Origin of the sequence: uncultured Slackia sp. (genome assembly GCF_944321625.1) — a bacterium.
Classification (GTDB): Bacteria; Actinomycetota; Coriobacteriia; order Coriobacteriales; family Eggerthellaceae; genus Slackia.
In genome coordinates this window covers 1-5033 of record NZ_CALUMA010000083.1, presented here as the reverse complement: position 1 = coordinate 5033, position 5033 = coordinate 1, and the positions used below count along the sequence as shown (strand labels likewise).

Genomic DNA, 5033 nt, shown 5'->3' with positions numbered 1-5033 from the left:
CTGCTTACGCGGCATGGGCAATCCTTTGCAGACGTCGGGCGCGCAAGCGGGTCGCGCGCGATCTAATTCTTTTGGGAGTCGAGCCAGACCTGGAGAAACAGGCTCGCAGCAATCATATCCACTTTGCCGCGCATCGCGCGCTCGTCCAGCCCCTCTTCACGCAAAATGCGTTTAGCTTCACGCGAGCTCAGGCGCTCGTCGGTGAAGGAAAGGGGCAGGTGGACGGCCTGCGAGATGCGCTGCGCTTTTTCGCGGATGCTGGCAGCCTGGGGGCCTTCCTCGCCCGCAAGCGTATACGGCAGGCCGCACACGAGATGCTCAATCTCCCAGTCTTCGATGATGCGGCGGAACTCTTTGCCGTTGGCGAGCACCTCCTGTGCAGGGAGCACCTTGAGAGGCGTGGCGATCTTGCCGGCGGCGTCGCTGATGGCGAGGCCGATGCGGGCCTCGCCAATGTCTAGTGCTAGCGTGCGCATTACGCCCCGAGCATTTCGCGTGCTGCGGCCAGTGCGGCATCCATGCCGGATGCGTCTTTGCCGCCGGCCTGGGCCATGGTGGGTTTGCCGCCGCCACCACCCTTGATGTTGCCGGCAATGGCCTTGATGACCGCGCCGGCGTTGAAGCCGGCCGCCACGGCCTCGTCGGTGCCGGCGGCCATAATAACGGGCTTGTCATTGTTCACGGTGCCCAGCACGCAGGCGCCCGGCTTATCCATGTGGCCGCGGATGATATCCCACGCATTGCGCAAGGCGCCGGTGTCCAGGCCGTCGATACGGGCGACCACCAGCGGATATCCCACATCCACCATGTTCTTGAGATAATCGGCCATGCTGCCCTCGGCCTCGGCCTGCTTGGCGCGCTTGCGCTCGGCCTCGAACTCCTTGATGGTAGCGGCGTTCGCAGCGCAACGGTCAGCGACCTCAAACGGCGTCGTCTTCAAAACGCCGGCGGCACGCTTGAGCTCGTCTTCCTCGCGGTTCATGTACGCCAGAGCATCGAAGCTGGTCACGGCTTCGATACGGCGCAGGTTGGCGCCCACGCTGCTCTCGGACACGATCTTGATGAAGCCGATCTCGGCGGTGTTGGCCACATGGCAGCCGCCGCACAGCTCGGCGGAGAAGTCGCCCGCCTCGACCACGCGCACGGTGTCGCCGTACTTCTCGCCGAACAGCGCCGTGACGCCGGCCTCGCGCGCCTCATCGAGAGAGGTCTCGTAGATGTTCATGGCAATGGCCTGCATAACCACGTCGTTGGCCACGTCCTCCACCTGCTTGATCTGCTCGGAGGTCACGCCCTCGAAGTGCGTGAAGTCGAAGCGCAGACGGTCGGGGCCCACGTAGCTGCCGGCCTGCTTGACGTGATCGCCCAGCACCTGGCGCAGCGCGGCGTGCAGGATGTGGGTAGCCGTGTGGTTGCGCGCGATGCGGGCGCGGCGGCGCTCGTCGATGACCGCGCGCACGGTATCGCCCACGCGCACCGAGCCGCGAACCACCTTGACCTGGTGGCAGACCAGGCCCTTCTCGGGCGCCTTGGTGTCAAGCACCTCGATGTGAAGCTGGCTGCCCTCGTCGGCACCTTCGAGCGTGCCGGTGTCGCCCACTTCGCCGCCCATCTCGGCGTAGAAGGGGGTGATGCCCAGCACGACCTCGCCCTCGTCGCCTTCGGCGAGCTCATCCACGCGCTGGCCGTCCTTGATCAGGGCGGTCACGCCCGAGGTTGCCGTCGCGCGGTCGTAGCCCACAAATGCGGAAGCGCCCAGCTCCTTGAGCAGCTCGGCATGCACGCCGCCGTAGGTGCTCCACGCAGCCTCGGCAGCGCCCTTGGTGGCGGCGCGGGCACGCTCGCGCTACTCCTCCATGCATGCCTCGAACTCGGCGGTATCCACCTTGATGCCGCGCTCGGCGCAGATCTCCTCGGTGACCTCAACCGGGAAGCCGTAGGTGTCGTGCAGCGTGAAGGCCTCCTTGCCCGAAAGCGTGTCGCCCTCGAGCTTGGACAGCGCCTCGTCCAGGAAGGCCTGGCCCTGGCGCAGCGTGGCGCCGAAGCGCTCCTCCTCAGACGCGACCACGCGCTCCACGAGCTCGCGGTTCTCCACGATCTCGGGGTACACATGGCCCATCTCGTTCACGATCTGCTCGATGTAGTGCGACAGGAACGGGCCCTCGATGCCCAGCTTGTGGCCGTGCATGACGGCGCGGCGAAGCAAACGGCGCAGCACGTAGCCGCGACCCTCGTTGGAGGGCAGGATGCCGTCGGCGATCATGAACGTCACCGAACGGCTGTGGTCAGCCACGATGCGCAGCGACAGGTCGGTGGCGTCGTCGGTCTTGTAGGTTTTGCCGAAAAGACGTTCGCCCACGGCCACCAGGCCGCGCAGCACATCGGTGTCGTAGTTGTTGGTGACGCCCTGCATGATGGCAGCGATGCGCTCCAGGCCCATGCCGGTGTCGATGTTCTTGGTCTTCAGCGGCGCCAGCGTGCCATCCTCCTGGCCGTCGAACTGGGTGAACACGCAGTTCCAGTACTCCAGGAAGCGGTCGCAGTCGCAGCCCGGCTTGCAGTCGGGCTTGCCGCAACCCACCTCGGGGCCCTGGTCGAAATAGATCTCGGAGCAGGGGCCGCAGGGACCGGTGGGGCCAGCGCGCCAGAAGTTGTCGTCCTCGCCGAGCTTGGAGATGTGGTCCTCGGGCACGCCCAGGTTCTTCCAGATCTCGATGGTCTCGTCATCGTCCTCGAATACGGTGAAGTACAGGCGCTCGGCAGGAAGCTCCAGCACCTGCGTAGAGAACTCGAGCGCCCAGGCGCACATCTCCTTCTTGAAGTACTTGCCGAAGCTGAAGTTGCCCAGCATCTCGAAGAAGCTCAGGTGGCGGCCCGTGGTGCCGATGATGTCGATGTCGTTAGTGCGCACGCACTTCTGCACCGTGGTGGTGCCCACATAGGCGGGATCGAGCTCCTTCACATGCAGGAAGTAGGGCTTGAACTGCACCATGCCGGCACTGGTGAGCAGAAGGCTCGGGTCGTCGGGGATAAGCGAGGAGGACGGCATGCGCTTGCAGCCCTTCTCCTCGAAGAACTTCAGGTACTTCTCGCGGATCTCCGCGGTGGTCATGTACTTCATCAGACGCGTCTCACTCTCATCGTGCAAACATATCCAAAGTCGCCGGCGCGAACCGATTCGAAATCGGCGCCTGCCGGCCGAAAAACATACGGTTAGGCATAATAGCCAAAACAGCGGCCTCGCGTCACCGTTTTTCCGGGTTGTTCTCCCCCGAATCCTGCGATTCTGCGGATTTCGGCTTGCGCTGCGCCTTTGCGGCCATGGATTTGGCCTCCTCGCGCAGACGCCATTCCTCGCGCGCCTGCTCTTCCTCGCGCATGCTGTGCACGCCCACGGCGTCGGTCAGGGCATCGGGGCGCGTGGCCTCTTCGTCCAGATGCGTCGGGGTGCCCTTGAAGAACACGCCGTCCTCTGACACCACCTGGCGCCCGGTGCGCCGCTCGAAATAGAACACGAAAAGCGATTTGGCGATTGCCGCCAGGGGGATGGACAGGAGCATGCCCACGACGCTACCCACGAGCCCCTGCATCGCGCCGCCGATGGCGCTGCCGCAGAGCAGGGCGATAATTACGAGCGCCGGATGCACATCCACCGAGTTCGCCATGATCTTGGGGCTTACGAACGTGTACACAAACTGCTGGATGGCGATGGTGAACGCCAGCGCGAGCAATGCCGCCAGCGGGCTGTCGAAGAACCCGACGAGCGCCGCCAGCGCGCCGCCGATCCATGGACCCACGACGGGGATGATGTTCATCACGCCGGTGATGAGCCCCAGTGCGGCGGCGTTGGGGATGCCCACGATCTGGAAGCAGATGCCGCACGCCACGCCGATGAGCAGGCACTGCAAAAGCGTTGCCTTGATGTAGCCGCCCATCACGCGCGTGAACGTGATATGGATCATCTCGGCCTCTTCGCGGCGCGCCGGCGGAATCAAGCGCATGGTCTCGCGGCCGATGGCGGGCAGCTCCATGAGGATCCAGAACGCCACCACCAACGAAAAGCCGATCACCATAACCGAGTTGGCCACGCCCGTGCCAAAGCCCACCACGCCGTCGGCCGACACCTTTGCCACGGTGGAAGCCCAGTCGGTGAGCGATTTGGCGCCCGAATCGATCCAGCTACGCACCGTGTCGTTCTGGAGCACGTCGGAGTACTGAACGTAGAGGCGGTTGCCCCAGTCCACCAGCTGCTGCACGTAGCCCGGCAGCCCGGCGAACATGGAGGCGAACTGGTCGCCCAGGCCCAACGCGGGCGAGAACATGACCATGCCCAGAATGGCGAGCAGCGCGAACATGCCTACGTAGGCGATGGCAGAACCGACCGGGCGCGGCACGCCCACCGACTCGAGCTTGTCGACCGGCGTGCGCAGGCACAGCACGATGATGACGGTCCACGCCACGATGGCGACGGGCGTCGCCAGCACGTTGAGCACGAAGCCCAGCACGTACACGATGGCGATGACGCCGATAATCGCCCAGATTTGGAAGAACCGACGCCGTGCGGCGTCGGTTCGGTCAGTCGAAGATTGATGGTGGGATTCGCAACGCTCTTCGCGTTCTGCTGGATGATTCAAACCCGCATCTCCCAATCTACTTGTTGTACGTGAAATAGCCGCTGGAAGCTTCTTCGGCCTTCGGGGCGGAAGGCTCGGCCGCAGGAACGTCCTGGACCCGCAAGGCGGGCTCGACGGCGGGTTGTTCGACCGTCTCGACCGCAGCAGGGGCAGGGGCTTCGACGGGCTCCACGGGCGCAGCCGGCTGAGCCGCTCCCTCAGAGGCGGCGCCCAATGCCGCAGCCTGGGCCTCCTCCGCCGCCGACCCCAAAGCGACCGACGCGTCGGATGCCTTCTTCTGCGAGAACGCGCCGCGCAGCTTCTCGGCGGCGGTGTTCACCAGCTTCATGGGCGTGTTGGCAACCGTTTCCACCGCGTTCGCCGCGCCGGCGGCCGAGGTGGTCATGGCGTCCACATTCT

2 protein-coding genes and 2 pseudogenes are annotated in these 5033 nt (G+C 64.9%); all 4 read right to left on the bottom strand.

Features of this window, described 5'->3' with window-relative positions:
• Positions 1 to 62 precede the first annotated feature (62 nt).
• Entirely contained in the window at positions 63 to 476 is a 414-nt protein-coding gene (gene ruvX / locus Q0J60_RS07245; protein WP_294440046.1) for a Holliday junction resolvase RuvX, read from the bottom strand.
• Positions 476 to 3121: pseudogene (gene alaS, locus Q0J60_RS07240) on the bottom strand (alanine--tRNA ligase). The gene ruvX and the pseudogene alaS overlap by 1 nt, the downstream one beginning before the upstream one ends.
• 124 nt (positions 3122 to 3245) lie before the next feature.
• The gene (locus tag Q0J60_RS07235) at positions 3246 to 4634 is read right to left on the bottom strand and encodes an AI-2E family transporter (RefSeq protein ID WP_294440043.1); all 1389 of its coding nucleotides are present in this window, start codon (positions 4632 to 4634) and stop codon (positions 3246 to 3248) included.
• 16 nt (positions 4635 to 4650) lie between these two features.
• Positions 4651 to 5033 (bottom strand): annotated as a pseudogene (locus Q0J60_RS07230) (hypothetical protein); the annotation flags it as partial.

Bases quoted from the DNA above. Each gene is read 5' to 3' on its own strand.
- ruvX (WP_294440046.1), bottom strand. From the start codon at position 476: ATGCGCACGCTAGCACTAGACATTGGCGAGGCCCGCATCGGCCTCGCC.